The organism is Ruegeria sp. YTSA105 (assembly GCF_059610225.1).
The window spans coordinates 229,453-250,607 of sequence record NZ_JBXWNE010000001.1 but is presented as its reverse complement, the minus strand read 5'-3'; the positions used below and the strand labels follow the sequence as shown (position 1 = coordinate 250,607).

At 56.1% G+C, this 21,155-nt stretch carries 18 protein-coding genes; 11 read left to right on the top strand and 7 right to left on the bottom strand.

What is annotated here, in order from left to right; translation table 11 throughout:
- Positions 1-15: 15 nt before the first annotated feature.
- The 4 genes from AC2FH2_RS01240 to pyrH all read right to left on the bottom strand — a co-directional run bounded on the left by AC2FH2_RS01240 (position 16) and on the right by pyrH (position 4,996).
- On the bottom strand, positions 16-1,224 hold the full coding sequence (locus tag AC2FH2_RS01240; protein ID WP_496822597.1) for a class I SAM-dependent methyltransferase: 1,209 nt from the start codon (positions 1,222-1,224) through the stop codon (positions 16-18).
- 69 nt (positions 1,225-1,293) lie between these two features.
- The gene (locus AC2FH2_RS01235) at positions 1,294-2,718 is read right to left on the bottom strand and encodes a cryptochrome/photolyase family protein (protein ID WP_496822595.1); all 1,425 of its coding nucleotides are present in this window, start codon (positions 2,716-2,718) and stop codon (positions 1,294-1,296) included.
- A 48-nt stretch (positions 2,719-2,766) separates the two neighbouring features.
- Positions 2,767-3,993, bottom strand: coding sequence for an aminotransferase class V-fold PLP-dependent enzyme (locus AC2FH2_RS01230; RefSeq protein ID WP_496822593.1), 1,227 nt, complete (start codon positions 3,991-3,993; stop codon positions 2,767-2,769).
- A 250-nt stretch (positions 3,994-4,243) separates the two neighbouring features.
- Complete coding sequence (gene pyrH / locus AC2FH2_RS01225) at positions 4,244-4,996, bottom strand: UMP kinase (RefSeq protein ID WP_142634233.1); 753 nt, start codon at positions 4,994-4,996, stop codon at positions 4,244-4,246.
- A 95-nt stretch (positions 4,997-5,091) separates the two neighbouring features.
- Here pyrH and miaA point away from each other — a divergent pair, with 95 nt between their 5' ends.
- From miaA to AC2FH2_RS01200, 5 genes are all read left to right on the top strand, one after another.
- Entirely contained in the window at positions 5,092-5,985 is an 894-nt protein-coding gene (gene miaA, locus AC2FH2_RS01220) for a tRNA (adenosine(37)-N6)-dimethylallyltransferase MiaA (RefSeq protein WP_281994721.1), read from the top strand.
- 320 nt (positions 5,986-6,305) lie between these two features.
- Entirely contained in the window at positions 6,306-7,976 is a 1,671-nt protein-coding gene (locus tag AC2FH2_RS01215; protein WP_142634235.1) for an ABC transporter substrate-binding protein, read from the top strand.
- A gap of 117 nt (positions 7,977-8,093) precedes the next feature.
- Positions 8,094-9,140, top strand: coding sequence for an ABC transporter permease (locus AC2FH2_RS01210; protein WP_281972213.1), 1,047 nt, complete (start codon positions 8,094-8,096; stop codon positions 9,138-9,140).
- A gap of 13 nt (positions 9,141-9,153) precedes the next feature.
- The gene (locus AC2FH2_RS01205; protein WP_496687735.1) at positions 9,154-10,617 is read left to right on the top strand and encodes an ABC transporter permease; all 1,464 of its coding nucleotides are present in this window, start codon (positions 9,154-9,156) and stop codon (positions 10,615-10,617) included.
- Between the two features lie 92 nt (positions 10,618-10,709).
- Positions 10,710-12,797 (top strand): dipeptide ABC transporter ATP-binding protein, encoded by a 2,088-nt coding sequence (locus tag AC2FH2_RS01200; protein ID WP_271946703.1) that lies wholly within the window; start codon positions 10,710-10,712, stop codon positions 12,795-12,797.
- Positions 12,798-12,938: 141 nt separating this feature from the next.
- On the opposite strand, the gene AC2FH2_RS01195 is transcribed toward AC2FH2_RS01200, so the two are convergent.
- On the bottom strand, positions 12,939-13,517 hold the full coding sequence (locus AC2FH2_RS01195) for a lytic transglycosylase domain-containing protein (protein WP_142634243.1): 579 nt from the start codon (positions 13,515-13,517) through the stop codon (positions 12,939-12,941).
- Positions 13,518-13,724: 207 nt separating this feature from the next.
- Here AC2FH2_RS01195 and ssb point away from each other — a divergent pair, with 207 nt between their 5' ends.
- A complete protein-coding gene (gene ssb, locus AC2FH2_RS01190; RefSeq protein WP_142634245.1) occupies positions 13,725-14,222 on the top strand; it encodes a single-stranded DNA-binding protein in 498 nt (165 codons plus the stop codon).
- A gap of 18 nt (positions 14,223-14,240) precedes the next feature.
- On the top strand, positions 14,241-15,311 hold the full coding sequence (locus AC2FH2_RS01185; protein WP_496700173.1) for a site-2 protease family protein: 1,071 nt from the start codon (positions 14,241-14,243) through the stop codon (positions 15,309-15,311).
- On the opposite strand, the gene aroB is transcribed toward AC2FH2_RS01185, so the two are convergent.
- Positions 15,312-16,418 carry a 3-dehydroquinate synthase gene (aroB, locus tag AC2FH2_RS01180; RefSeq protein WP_496822591.1) on the bottom strand — a complete coding sequence of 369 codons (1,107 nt, stop codon included), beginning with the start codon at positions 16,416-16,418 and terminating at the stop codon, positions 15,312-15,314.
- The gene (locus tag AC2FH2_RS01175; protein ID WP_496822589.1) at positions 16,419-17,006 is read right to left on the bottom strand and encodes a shikimate kinase; all 588 of its coding nucleotides are present in this window, start codon (positions 17,004-17,006) and stop codon (positions 16,419-16,421) included.
- 79 nt (positions 17,007-17,085) lie between these two features.
- On the opposite strand from AC2FH2_RS01175, the gene AC2FH2_RS01170 reads away from it, so the two are divergent.
- From AC2FH2_RS01170 to AC2FH2_RS01155, 4 genes are all read left to right on the top strand, one after another.
- Positions 17,086-17,235 (top strand): hypothetical protein, encoded by a 150-nt coding sequence (locus tag AC2FH2_RS01170; protein ID WP_185956616.1) that lies wholly within the window; start codon positions 17,086-17,088, stop codon positions 17,233-17,235.
- Positions 17,225-18,748 (top strand): hypothetical protein, encoded by a 1,524-nt coding sequence (locus tag AC2FH2_RS01165; protein ID WP_496822587.1) that lies wholly within the window; start codon positions 17,225-17,227, stop codon positions 18,746-18,748. The genes AC2FH2_RS01170 and AC2FH2_RS01165 overlap by 11 nt, the downstream gene beginning before the upstream one ends.
- Positions 18,749-18,750: 2 nt before the next feature.
- Positions 18,751-19,704 carry a site-specific tyrosine recombinase XerD gene (locus AC2FH2_RS01160; protein WP_281972218.1) on the top strand — a complete coding sequence of 318 codons (954 nt, stop codon included), beginning with the start codon at positions 18,751-18,753 and terminating at the stop codon, positions 19,702-19,704.
- Positions 19,705-19,767: 63 nt separating this feature from the next.
- Positions 19,768-21,075, top strand: a complete 1,308-nt coding sequence (locus AC2FH2_RS01155; protein WP_142634257.1) for an HlyC/CorC family transporter — start codon at positions 19,768-19,770, stop codon at positions 21,073-21,075.
- Positions 21,076-21,155: the final 80 nt, after the last annotated feature.

The window sequence follows — 21,155 nt, the reverse complement described above, 5'->3', positions numbered from 1 at the left end:
CTAAAGGTCCGTTTACTAAGTAGGTTTCGCTATGGTGATCTGTGTCACATCACAGTTGCCGGTGTCAAAGGCCGCGCCGCAAGCGGTCAAATAATAATTCCACATGCGGCGAAAACGCTCATCAAACCCCATTCCCGAAATCTCGTCCCATTTGTCATTGAACGTCTCGTACCAGCGGCGCAGTGTCAGATCATAGCTTTTGCCGAATTCTTTTGACTTCACCACGGTCAGACCCGCATTCGCCACCTGCTCCTGCAGAATTGTCGGAGCCGGAAGCATCCCACCCGGAAAGATATATTTCTGAATGAAATCAACACCATTCTTATACACATCCCAGCGATGATCGCCAACGGTAATGATTTGCAACGTTGCCTGTGCGCCAGGTTTTAAGCGATCACGGATGGTGTCGAAATAAACCGGCCAATATTTCTGACCAACCGCCTCGAACATCTCAATAGAGGCGATCCCGTCATATTGGCCCCGTTCGTCACGATAATCCTGCAGCTTCAGATCAACTAAATCCGTAAGCCCTTCTTTTTCAATGCGTTGACGGGCAAAGCTCAACTGTTCCTTGCTGATCGTCAAGCCTGTGACCCGCAGGCCACGCTCTTTTGCTGCATATTCGGCGAAACCACCCCATCCGCAGCCAATTTCCAGAATATGGTCACCGGGCTTGGCACCCATTTCATCAACCAGACTGGCGTATTTAGCGGTTTGTGCCTTTTCCAAGCTTTCCTGCCCGGTTTCGAACAATGCACTGGAATAGGTCATGGTATCATCCAGCCATAACCCATAGAATTCATTACCTAAATCGTAATGATAAGAGATATTCTTTTTAGCCTGTCGACGGTTGTTTCGATGCAACCAAAAGCGCAGGCGTTCATAGGCCTGTACCAGAAATTTCCCGGTGAAATCGTCGTACACGGTCTCGGTACCCAGATGCACTAGATCCATGAAGGCACGCAGATCTGGTGTACTCCAATCGCCTTCCAGATATCCGTCTGAAAACCCCAGCTCACCCTCCCGGATAAGTCGTGCAAATACGTCCGGATTGTGAATATCGACCCGTGCGACAGGCCCAGGGCGTTTGCCTTCGGTGCGAAATACACGACCGTCTGGCAAGGCAATATCAAGCTGCCCCTGCTCCATCTGGTTCAGCATATTCAGAACATGTGCAAAATATCTTGGCAGGTTTGTCTGCCCTTCGATTGTAGTTAGAACCATCCGCTCTCCCCTGTGCGGTTGTTGTAGAAGGCTAAAACGAGTTTGTGTTTCTGGCAAGTTTTCAGTTCTTTACCGGCTTTTTCGGCCCTCGTAGGCCGACAAGGCGCGCGCGCGCCCTTCTGCCAAACCCACAACAGGGTTTGGGTATGGCGCAGACGGATCAAGACCCCACTTGCAGGGAATGGCTTCAAAATAATCAAGTGCGCTCGAGGGCGGGTTTGACTGTCCTTCGGCCACCCATTTCCGCACATAGTCGCAATAGGGATCATATTTTTTTTGCTGCGCCTCGGGGTTAAAAATACGGAAAAACGGGGACGCATCTGGGCCGGACCCAGCAACCCATTGCCAACCCATCGCATTTGAGGCCGGATCCCAATCGGTCAGGCAATCGGAAAACCAGCCCATACCGATTTTCCAGTGCGCCATCAGATGTTTGGTCAAATAACTGGCGACAATCATCCGTGCGCGATTGTGCATGCGACCTGTGACGTACATCTGTCGCAACCCAGCATCGACCACGGGAATGCCTGTCCTTGCCTGCTTCCAAGCAATGATCTCGGGGCTAGAGGCGTTTTGGCCCCAAGGGAATTGATCCCATTCCGGTTTCCAGTTGTTGCTTAACAAATGAGGCGTATGGAACATCAAATGATAGGCAAATTCACGCCAAACCAACTGCCGCAAATAGGCTTCGGTACCGGACATGCCGAACATCTCTGCGCCCTGAAGGGCGTGCCAGACGCTACGCGGTCCAATCTCACCCAGCGATAGATATTCGGAAATGCCCGACGTTCCATCCTCGGCCAGCTGATCCCGGGCTTCGGGATACCCCGAAAGCCGTTCCAAGAACCGATGGAGCGTTTTGAACGCTGCGTCTTCCCCTGGCTGTACATAGCGGGCGCAAACTGATGCCCCGCGGTTCATTCCCGCGGCCATTCCCCACGACTCCAGAGTATCTGTATGCGGCCATTCCTTCGGCGGGGTCAGCGCGGCGGGTCGCGCATGTGGGAATGGAACCTCGCGTTTCTGTACCGATCGCCACATTGGTGTAAACACGCGAAAAGGCGTTCCGGTCTTGGTCTGGACGGTCCAGGGCTCAAAAAGCAGGTGCCCGGAAAACGATTTGGGCTGTACGCCCAGTTTGGTCAGAGCCGTCTTGATCCTTGTATCTCGGGCAATCGTGTCCGGATCGTAAGCCCGAGACCAATAGACCTCGGTGGATCCGGTTTCCTTGATCAGGTTTTGCAGAACCTCCAATGCATCCCCACGTCGCAAGATCAGACGGCTTCCCAACTGCGCCAACGCACGATCAAACACCTCAAGGCCCTTGCCGAGGCGCCATTTAGGAGCCGCACCCAACGCCTGCCCGAGATCGTCGAAAATATAGACCGGAATAACTGGCCGCCCCGTTGCCGAAGCAGCGCTGAGTGCAGGATGGTCCGACAGTCGCAAATCCTGTCGGAACCACATAATTATCGGCGGGCTCTTGGGTCCCATGACTGCTCCGTATTGTTTACCTTTCTACGCAGCAGTGTCGGAACTGGATCACAAAACTGCGTCCAACGCATTCAAAAGCTGATCAATTTCCCGTTTCGATGTGTAATGCGTAAAGCTGACTCGCAAAACACCTTCACCCAGATCCACACCCATGGCCTGCAAAGGACGCACGGCATAGAAATCGCCGCCACCGGCCATAACCCCATGCGAGGCAAGATTGGCAGCAACAGATTCAGCATTTCGGTTCAGCGCCAGCGCGACCGTTGGCGCACGCCGCGAGGCATCAGAGGTTCCGATCAGACGGACTGCATTGCGATCTTTAACCGCATCCAGAACCGGTTGTAGCAGGGCGATCTCGTGCCCGCGCATCAGGTCGTGGACAAACGCCCCCCGCGCTGCAGCACCAGTTCCGGGTCCGTCATGATGTTCGCATAATAGATCGACGTAATCCGCCATGCCCGCGCTGGCGGCGATCTGTGCGTGATCCGGCCCTGCAGGGGTAAAGCGTTGATAAAGAACATCGCCGTTGAAATAGTGCCCCTGATTGGGCAACAGCTCACCCAATGCCCGGCGGATCACCATGCACCCCTGATGAGGACCATAGGTTTTATACGCCGAAAACAGATAGATATCCGGTCCCAGATCACCGACATTCGGAAATCCATGCGGCGCGTAAGAGACACCGTCGACGCAGACAAACGCGCCAGCCGCATGTGCAATCGCAGTTATCTCGGTAACCGGATTGATTTCCCCGACCACGTTCGAACAATGCGAAAAACAGACCAGACGCACCTTTTCGTCCAGAATGTCCTCAAGATCCTGCGGGTTCAGAGACCCGGATTCGGGGTCTATCTGCCATTCGCGAACCTCTATGCCCTCATCAGCAAGACGGCGCCAAGGCCCCGAATTGGCCTCATGATCTTGATTTGTCACGACAATCGCATCACCCGGCTGCATCCACTGTCGGAATGCCTGCGCCAGAACATAGGTGTTCTGCGTGGTCGACGGGCCAAAGCTCAGTTCATCTGCATCCACACCCATGATCGCAGCCATCCGGGCGCGGGCCTCGTCCATTTCCTCTCCGGCCAGACGGCTGGCATCATAGGGGGCATAGGGCTGAACCTTGCGCTGGGTGTAATAGCGCGTCAAACGATCAAGCACCGGCTTGCAAGTATATGATCCACCAGCATTTTCGAAAAATGCCTGTCCCTGTAGGCTGGGTTCGGAAAAAGCTGGGAACTGCGACCGAACGAAATTGATATCCAGAGTGCTCATGGCACGTGCCTCCTTGATCATGCTTGCCTATCCAAGAGGTGCCCGAGCATGATTTCGGAACCCTCAGAAATCATGGCAGGTCTTCCAGCCCAGCCGACACGTTCAGGTGCCCGCAGAACCTGCGCCTTTGCCGCGCAAGTACGCCGACAAATTGCCCACAGCTTTTGCCATCGTCAAGAACACTGTGCCCTGAACCAAAGAAAAAGCCGGGCAATCATGCCCAGCCTTGAAAATGAGTACCGTTCGGGTGTCAGCCTTGAACTTTTGTGTAGGTTCCCTCACCGGCCAGGATACCGCGGAAACCGCCCGGCTCATCCAATCCGAATACGATCAGAGGCAGGTTATTGTCGCGCGCTAGCGCAATGGCCGATGCATCCATGACTTTCAGCCGCTTTGCCAACACGTCATCGTAGCTGACCGAGTCATAACGCACCGCATCCGAATGTTCTTTGGGGTCTTTGTCATAGACACCGTCCACGCCGTTCTTACCCATAAAGATCGCCTCGCAAGCCATCTCATTGGCGCGCAGTGTCGCTGCGGTATCTGTGGTGAAATACGGATTCCCTGTTCCAGCGGCAAAGATGCAGACCCGTTTCTTTTCCAGATGCCGCACAGCGCGGCGGCGGATGTAAGGCTCGCAAACCTCATCCATACGAATGGCCGAGATCACACGAGTAAACACGCCAACCTCCTCAAGCGCCGATTGCATGCCAAGCGCATTCATGACCGTAGCCAGCATACCCATGTAATCCGCCGTCGTCCGTTCCATCCCCTGAGCTGAACCGCTGAGACCGCGAAAGATGTTGCCACCACCGATGACCATACAAATCTCGACCCCTAGATCGTGAACTGACTTTACCTCTTGCGCGATGCGCTGAACGGTGGGCGGATGCAGGCCAAAACCCTGATCTCCCATCAGCGCCTCGCCCGAAATCTTCAGCATCACTCGGCTGTATTTCGCCTTGGTTGTATCGACAGTGTCGGTTGTGGGGGAAAGGGTCATGTTGCGCTCCGGGCTGGCACGGGTTTAATTCCGGCGCAAAATGAAGCAAAAGCTCCGCGGGTTCAATGCGGATCATAAGGAATGAGGCAACCTGAATGGCCAATGCCAAGATGACGCAGATTTGGGACCGCCTTCCCCCTATTCCTGACGACAAACCCGTCTTGATCGCTGGGCCCACCGCATCGGGGAAATCAGCATTGGCGCTGAAGATCGCCGAAACGTTCGGCGGCGTGATCGTCAATGCAGATGCAAGCCAGGTTTATGATTGCTGGCGCGTGATCTCGGCGCGTCCCTCCGCCGAGGAAGAAGCCCGCGCGCCGCATCTGCTTTATGGTCATGTGCCTTATGATCAGGACTATTCGACTGGCCACTGGTTGCGCGAGGTCAAGCCATTGCTGTCCGGCGGAAAGCGCCCCATCATTGTGGGCGGTACAGGTTTGTATTTTTCTGCCCTGACCGAAGGTATGGCCGATATCCCGGCGACTCCGACCAAAGTTCGGGCTGCCGCGGATCAACTGGACCTAGCTACACTGATTGATGGGGTCGATGCTAAAACCCTGGCCGGGATTGACACCCGGAATCGCGCCCGCGTTCAACGCGCGTGGGAAGTTCAGCAAGCCACCGGGCGCAGCTTGCGGGACTGGCAAGCCGACACCCCTCCTCCGGTCCTGAACCCGCAAGACGCCGTGCCCATTGTGTTTGATGTCGACAAAGAATGGCTATTGGATCGGATCAGGCGCCGGTTTGACCTGATGCTGGAAAGTGGTGCTTTGGAAGAAGTTGAGGCGATGCGAAACCGGTATGACGCCTCGCTGCCGTCTTTCAAGGCCATCGGCGTTCCCGAGTTGGTAGCCTATCTTGAAGGCCGTATCACACTGGATGACGCGCGCGAGCGTGCCACAATCTCGACCCGTCAATTTGCCAAACGTCAGCGCACGTGGTTTCGCGCACGCATGAGAAACTGGATTCGCGCTGATTTATCAAAGTGATACTTAAGGTCGTTACAAACACATTTTCAAGACAACAGCCGCAGGTTCGAAGTGATCGAATCTGATTGGCGGTCACTTATTTGAATTACCCGGAGCACAGATTAAGCATCCGCGATGACGGAAACTTCGGCCTCAAAATGTCGCTTTTGTGCAGTTGATGACGATTTCCGACATTGACCTCATGGGAAATCTGGTGCCGAATGACGCCATGGGGATGCTGCATATCCAAAAAAAAACACACGAACCTGCTGCCTGACACCAACCGGTCTGAGCGGTTCAGAGCTACTTCATCAAAATCGATGTCACAGGGAGAGACATTAATGAAACACCAAACCATTACCGGAGCGCCGATCCATCGTGCCGCGGAAATGCACGCACAAGAGTACCGCGACGGGCAACTAAGCCGCCGCGAGTTTTTGGCGCGCGTGACGGCATTGGGGGTTACCGTCCCCGCCGCCTATGGAATGATCGGCCTGGCGTCTCCGGCACAAGCACAAGAGCCACCGCGCGGTGGAACTATCCGCTATCAGATGGAAGTGCGCGCCCTGAAAGATCCACGTACTTATGACTGGACGCAAATTGCGACCTTCACGGCTGGATGGCTGGAATATCTGGTCGAATACAACAATGACGGTTCGTTCAAGCCGATGTTGCTGGAAAGCTGGGAATCCAACGATGACGCGACTGAGCACACGCTGAACGTTCGCAAAGGCGTCAAGTGGAACAACGGTGATGACTTCACCGCAGCGGATGTCGCCCGCAACATCGAAATGTGGTGTGACGCGGCAGTCGAGGGGAACTCGATGGCATCGCGCATGTCATCCCTGGTTGACGAGGCAACCCAGAAAGCGGGTGAAGGTGCAATCACTGTGGTCGATGATCACACGGTCAAGCTGACTTGCAACACGCCCGATATCACGATCATTCCTGGTATGGCCGACTACCCCGCAGCCATCGTACACAGCAGCCACGATCCCAACAATATGCTGGCCAACCCGATTGGCACTGGCTTCATGATCCCTGAAAGCCACGAAGTGGGCGTAAAGGGTGTACTGGTCCGCAATGAAGAGCACGACTGGTGGGGATATGCTGCGGGCAAAGGTGGCTATATCGATCGGATCGAATTCATCGACTACGGCACCGACCCTGCGGCCTTCCTGGCTGCTTATGAGGCCGAAGAGATCGACATGAACTGGGAGTCGGTCGGCGAATTCGTAGACATCTTTGACAGCATCGGCCTGACACGGTCCGAGATTCCATCGGGCTTTACAATCGTCATCCGCCCGAACCAGCTGGCCGAAGATGCCGACGGCAACAAGATCTACGCCGACAAACGTGTGCGGCAGGCCCTGGCCATGGCCGTCGACAACGCCGTCTGCCTGGAGCTGGGCATGTCGGGATACGGCATTCCTGCCGACAACTGCCATGTTGGCCCGATGCACCCGGAACATGATTCCGCTGTAACCCGCCTGCCCTTTGATCCCGCAGCGGCCAAAGCGCTGATGGACGAGGCCGGAATGGGTGACTTCGAGCATGAGGTTCAGTCCATCGACGACGACTGGCGCCGCAACACGACCGCGGCCGTGGTCGCTCAGTTGAACGATGCTGGCATCAAGGCACGTCATACGGTTCTTCCGGGTTCGACTTTCTGGAACGACTGGACGAAATACGCCTTCTCGTCGACCAACTGGAACCACCGCCCGCTGGGCACGCAGGTTCTGGCGCTGGCCTACAAATCGGGTGTAGCCTGGAATGAGGCTGGTTTCGCCAATGACGAGTTCGACGCGCTTCTGGCCGAGGCAAACTCGATCGCGGATGTCGACAAGCGTCGCGAAGTCATGGCCAAGCTGCAGGCGATCATGATCGAAGAAGGCGTGACCATCCAACCCTATTGGCGGACGGCGATGCGTCACCACCGCGATAATATGGTTGGGGTTGAAAAGCACATCGCCGACCTGCCACAAATCTATAAGTTCGGCGTTCTTTCCTAAGCCGACAGATACAAGCCGCGCCGATTGGGCGCGGCTTTTTCGTCCGTATCGTGGCGACCAAAAAACAGCGAAGTGTGGGGCTTTTGACACCTGCACTGGCCACCAACAGGGGCTAATATGGGACTATTCATTCTAAAGCGTGTCGGCATCATGCTCATCACAGCTTTGTGCCTGACATTCTTGGTCTTCTTCCTCACCAACCTGTATCCAAACCTCGAAAAGCTTGCGAAAACGCAGGGCAATTTTCGTATGTCCGACGAACAGGTTGAAAGCTATCTGCTGAAAAACGGGTATCTGCAGCCGACGCCGATCAAATACGGCGAGTGGTTGGGCGTGCTGCCATCCTATCGGCACACCAACGACGACGGCAGTGTGCAAGGAAGATGTATCCTGCCCGGCGAAACTGCAGAAAGCTCGCCAAGTTTCTGCGGCATCCTGCAGGGATACTGGGGATACTCGTCCGTTTTCAAAGAGGAAGTTTCGAAAGTTGTTGGCACTCGGCTGGCCCTGACCGGTCGGTTGATGCTTTGGGTTATGTTGCTGATGGTCCCCTCGGCGCTGATCCTTGGGGTTCTGGCGGGTATGAAAGAAGGATCGGCCACCGACCGGACCCTTTCAACATTCGCCATCACGACGACAGCGACCCCTGAATATGTCTCGGGCGTGATCTTTATCGCGATCTTCACTTCGTCCGCCGTTGGCCTGAAATGGTTCAAAGGCACCGCGACACAGGCGATGGAGAACCCGACCTTTGAGAACTTCTTTCTACCGGTACTAACTATTGCTCTCTACGGGATGGGCTATATCGCTCGTATGACCCGCGCCTCGATGACCGAGGTGATGACGGCGCAATATATCCGTACCGCGCGGCTCAAAGGTGTTTCCTTCCCGAATATCGTCATGAAGCACGCGCTGCGAAACGCGCTGATCGCACCGTTCACAGTCATCATGCTGCAGTTTCCCTGGCTGCTGAACGGCGTGGTGATCGTCGAGACCCTGTTTAACTATAAAGGGTTCGGCTGGGCGCTGGTTCAGGCAGCAGGCAATAACGACATCCAGCTGCTGCTGGCGATTTCGGTCGTGTCGGTCTTTGTGGTGCTGGTAACGCAGCTGATCTCGGATATCGGCTATGTCTACCTCAACCCACGCATCCGAATTTCGTAAGGAGGGACAGAACATGGAACCACTTACCTGGACCGGCTCTATCGCCATTCTGAACCCCTTGCTGATGATCGCACTGGGTGCACTAGGGGTATCAATCATCGTCTGGATCTTGGGCAGCATCGTGTTGCCCGAAACGCCGGTCGTCGTGAATATCGACGGCACAATCAATGCAGATACCGGCCTGCGCGGCCTGACGCAGATCGCGCTAAGATACAGCTTTTTCGCCTGCGTTGCGCTGTGTCTGGCATATGTGGTGCTTGGCATTTTGATGGGGACAAGCGCCGGGATTATCGGAGCGATCTCTCGGCAGTTTTTACCTGTCTGGATGTCGCTGATCATCCTGTTTGCAATGTCGATCGCCTTCAAGCGCAAGCTGGGCCTGTACGGTAAACTGTTTGACAGCCCCATCGGCATGATCGGTTTTGGCCTTGTGATGTTCTGGGTATTTACAGGCATTTTTGGTGCGCTGGACCTGATCGTCACGCATGATCCGCTGGCGCAAGTTTCAGGTATGAAGAACAAGTTGCCCGGAACTCCAATGCCCAGCACCGAGGACGGAACATATTCCTGGTATCTGCTGGGTGGGGACAATCTGGCCCGCGATGTGTTCAGCCGGATGGTCAAAGGGGCATGGATCGTGGTGCAGATCGCACCGATGGCAACCATATTTGCCTTCATGGTCGGGATTACTCTGGGCCTGCCTGCGGGGTTTTATGGCGGACGTCTGGACACGTTCCTGTCCTTCCTGGCAAACCTGATCCTGGCCTTCCCAGTAATCCTGCTGTTCTATCTGCTGGTCACGCCCGAGATCGTGGCAACCGGTGTGCCGAACTATATGGCAGCCGTGTTGTTCGTCTTTCCGATCCTGTTTCTTTGCGTCCTGCTGAATTCGCGGTTCTATACGCGGCCCAATTTCCGCACACCTCTGCTGATCGGAGTGTTGGGCATCGCGATGTGGCTCTATCTGTCTCTGATTTCAACAGACGGCTACATCATCGAAACCAACAGCTACAACATCTGGGGACTGCCCACCTATCTGGACCTGTTCAATATCCCCGGCGGCATTCTGGTCGTGTTCGTTTCGGTGGTTTTCGTAAACTCACCCACGGTATTCCGTATCGTGCGTGGCCTGGCGTTGGACATCAAAACCCGCGATTATGTTGCCGCAGCGCAAACCCGTGGTGAAGGTCCATGGTACATCATGCTTTGGGAAATCCTGCCCAATGCGCGCGGGCCGCTGATCGTCGATTTCTGTCTGCGCATTGGCTATACGACCATCCTTTTGGGAACCTTGGGATTCTTTGGCCTCGGGCTACCACCCGAAAGTCCCGATTGGGGGTCGACGATCAATGAAGGGCGCAAGCTCTTGTCGATCTATCTGCACCCTGCCCTGCCACCTGCGCTGGCGCTGTTGACACTGGTTCTTGGGTTGAACCTGTTGGCTGATGGCCTGCGCGAAGAAAGTCTGAAGGACTGATGTATGAGCGGCCGGGGGCCCTGCCCCCGGACCCCCGAGGTATTTTTGGCCAGATGAAGGGGATCCCCGGGATCTGGTGAGGAGCAACACAGATGACCAAACTTGCGTCCTATGAGGGCCCGATATTGGAGATCGACAAGCTGTCGATTTCGTTTTTCACGCGGTTGCGCGAGATCCCTGCAGTGATGGATTTTTCGGTCAGCGTGCAGCCTGGTGAAGCTGTGGGGCTGGTTGGGGAATCGGGGTGCGGGAAATCCACTGTTGCGTTGGGCGTGATGCAGGATCTGGGCAAGAACGGGCGTGTTGTTGGCGGATCCATCAAGTTCAAGGGTCGTGACCTATCCGAGATGACGGCCGAAGAACTGCGCGATATTCGCGGCAATGAAATAGCCATGATCTATCAGGAACCTATGGCCAGCCTGAACCCCGCGATGAAGATCGGTCGGCAGCTGATGGAAGTACCGATGATCCACGAGGGCGTCAGCAAGGACGAGGCCTATGCCCGTGCGCTGGAAGTGGTCACCGATGTACGCCTGCCCGACCCTGAACGGATGCTGAATTCTTTCCCCCACCAGCTGTCGGGAGGCCAGCAACAGCGCATCGTGATCGCGATGGCGCTGATGTCCAAGCCATCGTTGCTGATCCTGGACGAGCCCACCACCGCGCTTGACGTGACCGTCGAGGCCGCGGTGGTCGAGCTGGTCAAGGATCTGGGCAAGAAATACGGCACCTCTATGCTGTTCATCAGCCACAATCTGGGGCTGGTGCTGGAAACCTGCGACCGGCTGTGCGTGATGTATTCCGGCGAAGCGGTCGAGCGCGGCTCGATCAAGGATGTGTTCGACGAAATGCAGCACCCCTATACGCAGGCGCTCTTCCGGTCGATTCCACTGCCGGGTGCGGACAAGAACGCGCGCCCGCTGGTGGCCATTCCGGGCAATTTCCCCCTGCCCCATGAGCGCCCTTCGGGCTGCAACTTTGGCCCACGCTGCGACTATTTCGAGGAAGGTCGCTGTGACGCGCAGAACATTCTGATGGAGGCCGTGCCAGGCAATGACCGGCATCATACCCGCTGTCTGAAATTTCAGGAGATCGACTGGAACGCGCCCATCACCCTGGCCGAGCAAAAGGAAAAAGGTGAGATTGGCCGCGTTGTTCTGAAGATGGAAAATCTCAAGAAATACTATGAGGTTGCGGCAAATGCATTGTTTGGCGGCGGTGAAGCGAAGGTAGTCAAAGCAAACGAAACTCTGAGCTTTGAGGCGCATGAATCCGAGACACTTGCAATTGTGGGCGAATCCGGCTGCGGCAAATCCACCTTTGCCAAAGTTCTTATGGGGTTGGAGACGGCAACGGACGGGCAGATCCTGCTGGACAACCGCAATATCGAGGACGTGCCCATCGAAGAGCGCGACGCCAAGACGGTGGGCGAGGTTCAGATGGTGTTCCAGAATCCGTTCGACACGTTGAATCCTTCGATGACCGTGGGCCGTCAAATCATCCGCGCTCTGGAAATCTTTGGCGTCGGTAAGTCCGAGGCCGAGCGCAAGAAGCGGATGCTCGAACTGTTGGACTTGGTGAAACTGCCCCGCGCCTTTGCCGAGCGGATGCCGCGACAGCTGTCGGGTGGTCAGAAACAGCGTGTCGGCATCGCCCGGGCCTTTGCCGGGGATGCGCGGATCGTGGTGGCGGATGAACCGGTCTCGGCGCTGGATGTATCGGTGCAGGCGGCGGTAACCGACCTGCTGATGGAGATCCAACGCGAGCACAAAACCACACTGCTGTTCATCAGTCACGACCTGTCGATCGTGCGCTATCTCAGCGACCGGGTGATGGTGATGTATCTGGGCCATGTGGTCGAGCTGGGCACCACTGATCAGGTGTTTGCGCCGCCCTATCACCCCTATACAGAAGCCCTGCTGAGCGCGGTCCCCATCGCCGATACATCGGTCGAGAAGCAGCACATCGTCTTGGAAGGCGACATCCCATCAGCGATGAACCCGCCTCCTGGCTGTCCGTTTCAGACCCGCTGTCGCTGGAAATCCGAAGTCCCCAACGGTCTTTGCGAAAGAGATGTCCCACCCGTGAAAACCCTGGCAGACGGTCATCAGGTCAAATGCCATCTGGCAGACGACATCCTGGCACGTATGGAACCCGTCATAAAAATCGCCGCTGAGTAATGGGATTGGGTACGCAACAAGGGCGTCGGTAAGGTGGTTCCGGCGCCCTAATTAAGCGACACGACCTCGAGCAGCCTGTCACTGAACGCGCTGATTTGGCCAAGCCGCATCACCTGTTGATCCGGCAATTCATCGGGCGGCCTAACCGCCCCAAATCACCTTCACGTAATTCTGGGTTTCCTTGTAGGGTGGTACGCCACCGTGTTTTTCAACAGCCTGAGGTCCGGCATTATAGGCGGCCAGCGCAAGCCGCCAGGATTTGAACTTGCGGTATTGCCAGGACAAATACCGGGCCCCACCTTCAAGATTCTGTTTCGGGTCGCGCGGGTTCACGCCCAATAATTGCGCGGTCCCGGGCATCAACTGGGCCAGACCCAACGCGCCTTTATGTGACACGGCATGCGGATTCCATCCACTTTCCTGCTGAACAAGGCGCAGGAACAGCTCTTCGGGAACATCGTGTTTACGAGCCGCTTGCCGCGCCATCGTAAGGTACTCACCCCGATAGTTGCCGGAATATCGCTTACTGAATTGTGGTTGAGGCGTCTTAGGTTTCAACCGATCTGAATCGCGGTACTGGGTGGCCGCACGGCCGTCCAAATATTTGGATTGCTTCAGAAAAATGTCCTTACGGCTTTTGGTAGACAGCGTATCCGCCGCAGCGAGTCCACAGGTCAACGCAAAGCATAGAACCGATAAAAAACAAAATCTGAAACGCATTAATGCCTGTCCCGCACTGTCACGAACCCGAGTGAGTATATGTATTTCAGCCAATAATGAAAGCATGGTAAATTTTCTATGTGCAAACTCCCGACCAGTTCATTTCTCATGATCCATGTTCCAACCATGGTTCAGGGCGTATAGGGTCTCAGAAATACACAGCGCCAGATTCGGGCGCACTCAAGTCAGTTAAGAACGGGGAAATACATGGCGGGTTCTGTCAACAAGGTCATTCTGGTGGGAAATCTGGGGCGCGATCCCGAGGTACGGTCGTTCCAGAACGGTGGCAAGGTCTGCAATCTGCGCATCGCCACTTCCGAGACCTGGAAAGACCGTAACACCGGCGAACGCCGCGAGCGGACAGAATGGCACTCGGTCGCGATTTTTTCAGAACCATTGGCCCGCATTGCCGAGCAATATCTGCGCAAGGGCAGCAAAGTTTATATCGAAGGTCAGCTGGAAACCCGCAAGTGGCAGGATCAGTCCGGTCAGGACCGCTATAGCACTGAGGTGGTTTTGCGCCCCTATCGCGGCGAGCTGACTTTGCTGGATGCGCGTGGGGAAGGCGGCGGCGGTGGCGGTGGTCAATCCGGCGGTTACGGTGGCGGCCAGGCAGGTGGTGGTTATGGTGACCCCTATGGCGGACAATCCAGCGCCCCGGCACCCGCATCTGGTGGAATAGACGACGACGAGATTCCGTTCTAGGCACACCGGAGACACATCATGACATGGTCCTTCTCGCTCGGCCGACTATTGGGGTCGGAACTGAAGGTCCATGTCACTTTTTTCCTCTTGTTGGCATGGGTTGGATTCGCTGCCTATTCTACCGGAGGGATGCAGGCCGCGATCGGGAACCTGATTTTCGTGCTTGCCCTTTTTGCATGTGTGGTCGCGCATGAGTTTGGTCATGCGCTGATGGCGCGGCGCTATGGCATAAAAACTCCGGACATTACTTTATTGCCGATCGGCGGTCTTGCCCGATTGGAACGGATGCCAGAGAACCCCATGCAAGAGGTATCGGTGGCTTTGGCCGGTCCTGCGGTAAACGTCGTCATCTGGATCACCCTCGTCTTTTTGGGCGCAGGAATGCCATTTGAAACACTCGCCAATATTGATTCACCCGAGACCGGGCTTTTGAACCGCCTCGCCTATGTGAACCTTCTTCTGGCTGCCTTTAATCTCATCCCCGCATTCCCGATGGATGGTGGACGCGTTTTTCGCGCACTGCTCTGCCTGAGGATGGATCGGGTCAAGGCCACGCGCATTGCCGCATTTGCCGGTCAGATAGTGGCGGTAGGATTGGGGTTTCTGGGGCTAAGCACAGGCAATCCGTTGTTGGTTCTGATCGCGGTTTTTGTATTCGTTGCCGCCAATGCAGAAAGCCAGGACGTCGCAATGCGATCAGTGGCGCGTCAGGTTCTGGCCCGCGACGCCATGATCACCGAGTTTCACGCCCTATCGCCAACCGACACGCTTGCGACCGCCGCTCAAGCAGTTATTCACACCACTCAGCATGAATTTCCATTGTTGGATGCAACAGGGAAACTGCAGGGCTTTGTCACGCGCGACCGGCTGTTTGCTGCCCTCGCCAAAGATATTCCCCGGTCAGAATTGGCCAGTTCAATCATGGTTGAGGATATCCCGACAGTGACCCTGAGCAGCGGGTTGGAAGCGGTTCTGAAACAGTTCCACGGGGGTGCCCCCGCAGTTGCCGTCTGCACGCGGTCAGATCAAATGGTCGGCTATATTACCCGTGAAAATATTGGCGAGTTAATGATCATTCGCGGGCGTTGATCAACCCAGCGCGTCCTTGAGGACACTCAAAACCGCATCCCGCGGAACATCCGACGTGACAAATGCCTGCCCGATGCCTCGGGCCAGAATGAAACGCAGCTGGCCATCGATAACCTTCTTGTCCTGCGCCATCAGCTCGACCAGCGCTTCGGCGTCGGGCAAATCCCCGTGGATATCGGAAATGTCGGTTTTCATGCCCATCGCACGCAGATGTGCCCGAACCCGGCTTGGGTCCTCTTGCGAACATAAACCAAGTCGCGCCGACAGTTCGAATGCCAGTGCGCATCCAATCGCAACGCCTTCTCCATGCAGCAAACGGTCGGAATAGCCGGTCGCAGCCTCAAGCGCGTGACAGAATGTATGCCCGAGGTTCAGCAAGGCGCGATCCCCCTGCTCGGTCTCATCCCGTGCGACGATGTCGGCTTTCATCTGAACCGAACGGGTGACGGCCCGCACCCGCGCGGACATGCTCCCGCCCGAGACATCGGGGCCGTTGCCTTCGAGCCAGTCAAAGAATGCCGCATCCCCCAACAGCCCGTATTTTACGACCTCACCATAGCCGGACAGGAAATCCCGGTCGGTCATTGTGTCCAGAACCGAAGTATCCGCCAGCACCAGCGAGGGCTGATGGAACGCGCCGATCAGGTTCTTGCCCTGCGGTGCGTTGATCCCGGTTTTGCCGCCGACCGAACTGTCGACCTGCGCAAGCAGCGAAGTTGGTATCTGAACAAACCGTACGCCCCGGCGCAAAACGGCCGCGGCAAATCCGGCGAGATCACCTATAACCCCACCTCCGAACGCAACCACCACGTCACGCCGCTCGATTTTCTCGGCCAACAGCCATTCGACCGCACGCTCAAAATGCGGCCAGCTTTTGGTCGCTTCGCCCGCGGGCAGCGCCAATGCGGACATTTCGATCCCTGCGCTTGCCAACCCATCCCGCAACGCGTCAAGATGCAGGCTCGCCACGTTTTCATCGGTTAGAACCGCTACTTTGGGTCGCGGCAGCAAAGGCGCTATGCGCTGACCGGCCTGCGTAAGCAGATCGGGGCCGATCTCGACATCATAGGACCGATCCCCAAGCTCAACATGTACGGTTTGGTGCATCTAATTCCGTTCCAAAACATCAGGTCGCGTCATCAGAGCTTTGACGACACGCTCTACCATATCTTCAATCGAGACATCCCCGTCGGACGAAACCGCCAGATCGGCGCGTTCATAGATCGGAACACGCTGATCGTACAATGCACGAAGGGTCGCAAACGGGTTTTCGGTGCGCAAAAGCGGGCGCGTATCCTTGTGACGAACGCGGTTCCACAACACACCCAAATCGGCGCGCAACCAAACGGACACCCCGCGTTGAGTGATCATGTCGCGGTTTTGTTCGGTCATAAAGGCACCGCCGCCGGTAGAAAGGATACCTTTTTCCTCGACCAAAAGCCGCCCGATGACCTGGCTTTCCTTGCTGCGAAAAAAGGCTTCGCCATCACGCTCGAATATCTCGGGGATGGTCATGTTGGCCGCTGATTCGATTTCGGAATCGCTATCGAGGAAAGGAACCCGTAACCGAGCGGCCAAAGCGCGGCCTACGGCGGTCTTTCCGGCCCCCATCATACCTACAAGCACCACTGTTTTGTGCAGTGTATAGTCCGAAACGGCAGATGCCGCATGGGTGTTATGCTTAATTTCGCTCATTTCATCGTGAATGACGTGATCTTAGGAAAAATGCCAGTTATAACTTGGTCAAAAGAGAAAATTGAGGCAGCGTTTGACCATGGGCCGTCTGATCAAGTTCCTGATATATCTGATTTGCCTGTGTTTCATCGGGCTGGTGGGATATGTCTACCTGGGTGAGTTTTTTGGTGCAGATTTCTCTGCGCCGCAAAGCGAGGTCAGGGAGCCGGTAATACTGAATGTCGAATAAAGTGGCGGTGGTTGCGCTGTTTCTTGCAGGAACAGCGCAGGCGCAGCAGGAACCCCTTTCTGTTATTGAATGGCTGGCCAATCCTCCGGAAAACCTTCCGGGGACGGTTTTGCTTGAGCCACCCGTGGCGCAGCCCGGCGGTCAGCCCGACGTTCTTGTGACCCCGCTTCAGGCATTGTCACAACCCCTGGGCCTGGTTGCTTCGACTGTCACAGGATTGCCTGTCGACATGTGGCAGAACAGCGATCCCCAACGCCTGTCCGAACTGATCGAAAGCGTCCCGGTCAAGTACAACCCTGCAATGCAGCGTTTGCTATTCACGTTGCTTTTAACCGAAGCTCGGGCACCGACGTCCAGTAAAGGGGAAGAGATTTTGCTTTTGGCGCGGCTCGACCGCCTCATGCATCTTGGCGCTGCGGACCCCACGCAATCATTGGTACAGCTGGCAGGCCCGACGAACAGTCTTGACCGATTTCAACGCTGGTTCGACGCCACCCTTCTGACCGGGGATGAAGATCGCAGTTGCACGGCGCTGATTGCTCAGCCGCATTTGTCACGGGACTATGCCGCTCAGATTTTCTGCAAGGCCCGGCGTGGGGATTGGGACTCGGCCGCTCTCACGCTTGAGGCAGCCCATGCCCTACAGGTTCTGGCACCACAAGAGCTGGAGGTTCTGGACAGGTTTCTAAGCCCTGAACTGTACGAAGACGCCGAGTATCTGCCGCAGCCGGACGACCCCTCGCCCCTGATGTTCCGCTTGTTCGAAGCTATTGGCGAACGTTTGCCCTCGGCTGCTTTGCCCCGCGTCTTCGCAAATGCGGATCTGCGGGATGTTGCGGGCTGGAAGGCTCAGGTCGAAGCCGCAGAACGGTTGACCCGCGTTGGAGCGCTAACGCCAAATCAACTGCTGGGGCTCTATACAGAACGGTCTCCGGCTGCGTCTGGAGCCGTATGGGACCGGGTATCGTCGATACAGCGGTTCGAAAAAGCACTGGATTCTGGCAATTCGACAAAGATCGCCAAAGCTCTGCCGGTGGTTTGGAACCAGATGCGCAATATCGGCCTGGAAGTGCCATTCGCTGAACTTTTCGCCGGGCGCCTCTCTCAGGTCAAACTACAGAAACCCGCGGCCGAGGATCTGCGGTGGCGCATTCTGTTGCTGTCAGATCTATATGAAACAGCGGCGTTGTCGGCTCCGGACAATTCTGAAGAAAGTCAGTTTCTGGCTGCGCTGGCTCAGGGTGATCCGGGGCGCGCGCCCTCCCCTTCGCCGCTGGCGGATGCCATCGCAGAGGGGTTTGCATGGGCGGCGCCGGTGCCAACCGATATCAGCAACATGCTGGACGAAGGCCGCCTCGGTGAGGCGCTTCTGGAGACGATGGTCCTGTTTGCCCATGGGTCGCGGGGAAATCTGGTCGACCTGACAGCTGCCATGGCAACCCTGCGCCGGGTCGGTCTAGAAGATACCGCGCGCCGCGCCGCGCTGAACCTGCTGATCCTGCAGGGCAAGTGATCATGACGTCTCCGGGCTCTGACGAAATCTGGATTTCGACCTTTCTGGAAGCACAGGCCGCCGAGTTAGGCGCTGCCCAAAATACGCTTGTTGCCTATGGCCGCGATCTCAAGGATTTTGCGGCCTGGCTGCGGCGCCGGAAAATTGGGTTTGCCGAGGCCGACGCCAAGCAGGTTGAGGATTACCTGATCAGTTGCGACGCACAGGGATTGGCTCAATCCACCCGCGCGCGCCGTTTGTCTGCTATAAAACAGATTTATCGGTTTGCATTCGAGGAAGGTTGGCGTTCGACAAACCCCGCGATCAAGATCAAAGGCCCAGGACGGCCAAAGCGGCTGCCGAAAACTCTGGATGTATCCGAGGTGGACCAGTTACTGGCTGCTGCGCGCGAAAGCGGGCGAAACAACATCGAAAAGCTGCGCAATACCTGTCTGATGGAAATCCTGTATGCCACCGGGATGCGTGTCACTGAACTGGTATCGTTGCCGGTGTCATCGGCGCGCGGCGATCCAAGGATGCTCTTGGTATTGGGAAAAGGTGGCAAAGAGCGGATGGTTCCACTGTCCCCACCGGCTCGACAGGCGCTTTCGGCATGGTTGGCGGCTCGGGATGAGACTGACGAAAAGCGTGTTTCAAAGGGTGGGCAGAGTTCCCGATTTCTTTTTCCCTCACGTGGCAAGGCCGGGCATCTGACTCGGCATATGTTCTATCATCTGATCAAGGAACTGGCGGTTCACGGTGGGGTCTCGCCCGAAAAGGTTACACCGCACACCTTGCGTCACGCTTTTGCGACACATCTTCTTGCCAACGGTGCCGATTTGCGATCGATTCAAACATTGCTTGGTCACGCGGATGTGGCGACCACAGAAATCTATACTCATGTCCTGGAAGAACGGCTGGCTGAACTGGTGTTGCAGCATCACCCATTAGCTAAAGATCCAGTTGAAAAGGGCTAACTCCTTGATCCAGTCAAGCCGCGCCCCCATAACAGACGCAGAAACACAAGCAGCTAAGGACCGATGGAACCCTCAACTTCTCTGATCGACGGCACATTCTGGCTTACGTCCGGTGCCATATTGCTATTGCTCTTCTTATCGGGGTTTTTCTCGGGTTCTGAAACGGCTCTGACGGCCTCGTCACGCGGCAAGCTGCGGGCGCAGGCGGACAAAGGGTCGCGCGGGGCGCAGAAGGCGCTGGACATCACCGACGACAACGAACGGCTGATCGGATCGGTTTTGCTGGGCAACAACCTGGTCAACATTCTTGCGGCCTCGTTGGCCACAGCGATGTTCACGCGCCTCTTTGGCGAAAGCGGCGTAGCATTGGCAACCCTGGTCATGACCTTGCTGGTTCTGATCTTTGCTGAAGTTTTGCCCAAGACCTATGCCATAACCAATTCGGAAAAAGCGGCATCCGCCGTTGCTCCGATCATCAGCGTGGTTGTCACCCTATTCTCACCGGTCGTTTCGGCCGTACGCCTATTGGTACGGGGAGTTTTACGCCTGTTCGGTGTACAGATCGACCCGGACAGCAACATTCTGGCCGTGCGCGACGAAATCGTTGGGGCCCTGCATCTGGGCCATTCCGAAGGCGTGGTCGAGAAGGAAGACCGTGACCGTATTCTGGGCGCCTTGGATCTGGGTGAACGTGCGGTTGAAGAGATCATGCTCCATCGTTCGAATATCGAGATGGTTGATGCGGATGACGCTCCCGAGGCGATCCTGAAACAATGCCTTGAAAGCCCCCATACACGCCTGCCTGTCTTTAGGGACGAACCAGAAAACATCGTTGGGGTTGTTCACGCCAAAGACCTGTTCCGCGCTATGTATGCCCATGCAGGAAGCAGCGAACGTGAAAACAACCGATTGAAAGAGTTCGATGTCTCAAAGGTAGCGAACGCCCCTTATTTTGTGCCTGAAACGACCACTCTGGACGATCAGATGCGGGAATTCCTGCGGATGCATAGCCATTTTGCGCTGGTGGTCGACGAATATGGCTCACTCAGGGGTCTGATCACGCTTGAAGATATCCTCGAAGAAATCGTCGGCGAGATTGCTGATGAGTTTGATATTGATGAGGACGTCCCGGTAACGCGAACCGAAGACGGCCAGTACCTTGTTGAAGGCGCCATGACGATCCGCGATGTAAACCGCGCGATGGAATGGTCTTTGCCCGACGAAGAGGCCAATACCGTGGCCGGTCTGGTCATCCACGAAGCGCAGATGATCCCGATCACGGGTCAGGTATTCTCGTTTCACGGTTTCAGATTCGAAGTCGTCGCGCGCGAAGGCAACAGGATCACAGAGCTGAAGATCCGTCCCCTCTGATCCTCTCGCCGCGACAGCCTATGTCGTGAACGGAACAGTATCCCTGGTTCTGCGATTGCAGGCTTTGACTATATCGCAAG

Coding starts and splice junctions, on each gene's coding strand:
- AC2FH2_RS01240 (WP_496822597.1), bottom strand. CDS start 1,224: ATGGTTCTAACTACAATCGAAGGGCAGACAAACCTGCCAAGATATTTT.
- AC2FH2_RS01235 (WP_496822595.1), bottom strand. CDS start 2,718: ATGGGACCCAAGAGCCCGCCGATAATTATGTGGTTCCGACAGGATTTG.
- AC2FH2_RS01230 (WP_496822593.1), bottom strand. CDS start 3,993: ATGAGCACTCTGGATATCAATTTCGTTCGGTCGCAGTTCCCAGCTTTT.
- pyrH (WP_142634233.1), bottom strand. CDS start 4,996: ATGACCCTTTCCCCCACAACCGACACTGTCGATACAACCAAGGCGAAA.
- miaA (WP_281994721.1), top strand. CDS start 5,092: ATGGCCAATGCCAAGATGACGCAGATTTGGGACCGCCTTCCCCCTATT.
- AC2FH2_RS01215 (WP_142634235.1), top strand. CDS start 6,306: ATGAAACACCAAACCATTACCGGAGCGCCGATCCATCGTGCCGCGGAA.
- AC2FH2_RS01210 (WP_281972213.1), top strand. CDS start 8,094: ATGGGACTATTCATTCTAAAGCGTGTCGGCATCATGCTCATCACAGCT.
- AC2FH2_RS01205 (WP_496687735.1), top strand. CDS start 9,154: ATGGAACCACTTACCTGGACCGGCTCTATCGCCATTCTGAACCCCTTG.
- AC2FH2_RS01200 (WP_271946703.1), top strand. CDS start 10,710: ATGACCAAACTTGCGTCCTATGAGGGCCCGATATTGGAGATCGACAAG.
- AC2FH2_RS01195 (WP_142634243.1), bottom strand. CDS start 13,517: ATGCGTTTCAGATTTTGTTTTTTATCGGTTCTATGCTTTGCGTTGACC.
- ssb (WP_142634245.1), top strand. CDS start 13,725: ATGGCGGGTTCTGTCAACAAGGTCATTCTGGTGGGAAATCTGGGGCGC.
- AC2FH2_RS01185 (WP_496700173.1), top strand. CDS start 14,241: ATGACATGGTCCTTCTCGCTCGGCCGACTATTGGGGTCGGAACTGAAG.
- aroB (WP_496822591.1), bottom strand. CDS start 16,418: ATGCACCAAACCGTACATGTTGAGCTTGGGGATCGGTCCTATGATGTC.
- AC2FH2_RS01175 (WP_496822589.1), bottom strand. CDS start 17,006: ATGAGCGAAATTAAGCATAACACCCATGCGGCATCTGCCGTTTCGGAC.
- AC2FH2_RS01170 (WP_185956616.1), top strand. CDS start 17,086: ATGGGCCGTCTGATCAAGTTCCTGATATATCTGATTTGCCTGTGTTTC.
- AC2FH2_RS01165 (WP_496822587.1), top strand. CDS start 17,225: ATGTCGAATAAAGTGGCGGTGGTTGCGCTGTTTCTTGCAGGAACAGCG.
- AC2FH2_RS01160 (WP_281972218.1), top strand. CDS start 18,751: ATGACGTCTCCGGGCTCTGACGAAATCTGGATTTCGACCTTTCTGGAA.
- AC2FH2_RS01155 (WP_142634257.1), top strand. CDS start 19,768: ATGGAACCCTCAACTTCTCTGATCGACGGCACATTCTGGCTTACGTCC.